We start from the raw sequence: 1,224 nt of genomic DNA on the forward strand, positions 1-1,224 counted from the left end.
CCCCCCCCCGCCACTCGACGGCGGACGTGACGTTCCGCCAGGCGGCCAGCGCGGAGCTGCTCGAAGAGGGCAACCGGTACGACCTCGTGGTATCCAACCATGTCCTGCACCACCTTGACGGGCTGGAAGCGTTTCTCGCCGAGTCGGCCCGGTTGTCCCGCGGCACAGTGGTCCACAACGACATCCGCCGCAGCCCCGCCGCCTACGCGCTGTTCTCTGCCGGCTCCTGGGTGCTCACCGGCTCCTACATCCGGCAGGACGGGCTGACCTCGATCCGCCGAAGCTACACCGCCGCGGAGCTGGCCGCCGCCGCTCCCCCGGGCTGGACCGTCGCCCGCCACGCCCCCTTCCGGAACCTGCTGCTGCACGGCACTCCCGGCGGCGCCTACCAGTCAGGGCCCGGCGCCAGTGGCTGAGGTTCTGATCATCGGTGCCGGTCCGGTGGGGCTGTTCATGGCCGCGCTGCTGCTGCAGGACGGCGTGGATGTGCAGGTGCTGGAACAGCGGGGCGCACCGGAGCCGCAGTCGCGCGCCATCGGCATCCATCCGCCGGCGCTGGCCGCGCTCGCGGGAACCGGAGTTGCCGAGGCCATGATTGCCGAGGGGGTCCAGATCCGCCGAGGCATGGCACTGGCCGGCGGAAAATGCCTCGCCCGGATGTCTTTTGCCGGCGTCTCGGACCGCTTTCCGTTCGTCCTGTCCCTGCCCCAGGCCCGCACTGAGGCGCACCTGGAACGGCGGGTCAACGAGCTCGGCGACGCCGCCCTGCACCGCGGCGTCCGCCTCACCGGGCTGTCCGACGACGGCGGCCGGGTCAGCGTGGAAGCCGACTCCAAGAGTGGCACCCTGCGCTATTCGGCGCCGCTGGTCATTGCTGCCGACGGCGTGCGTTCCACGGTGCGGGCGCTGCAGGGCGTCGACGTGCGCGTGAAAGAGTACCCGGACAGTTACCTGATGGGTGACTTCGCGGACGGGACGGGGTTCGGTCCGGACGCGGCACTGTTCCTCTCCGGCGACGGCATCGTGGAGTCGTTCCCCTTGCCCGGCCAGCTCCGCCGCTGGGTGGTCCGGCTGGGTACCGGCGACTTCCCGGCTGGCGATTCCCCGCCCGGCGGACCTGATGCCGGCGGACCCGGCGCCGACGCCCGGTGGCTCACGGGCTGCGTGCGCGAACGGACGGGACTCGCCATCGACGCCGGGACCAACAGCATGCTCAGCACCTTC

The 1,224-nt window shown here is 71.7% G+C and carries 2 protein-coding genes; both read left to right on the plus strand.

The features are described from left to right. Positions 1-416 (plus strand): methyltransferase domain-containing protein (locus LQV45_RS33765; protein WP_230012171.1); only part of this gene is annotated, 416 nt, incomplete at its 5' end. Next, positions 409-1,224, plus strand: an 816-nt coding sequence (locus LQV45_RS33770; RefSeq protein WP_230012172.1) for an NAD(P)/FAD-dependent oxidoreductase, incomplete at its 3' end; no start/stop codon positions are given. The genes LQV45_RS33765 and LQV45_RS33770, both read left to right, overlap by 8 nt.

It is taken from the genome of Microbacterium sp. Bi128, assembly GCF_918698205.1.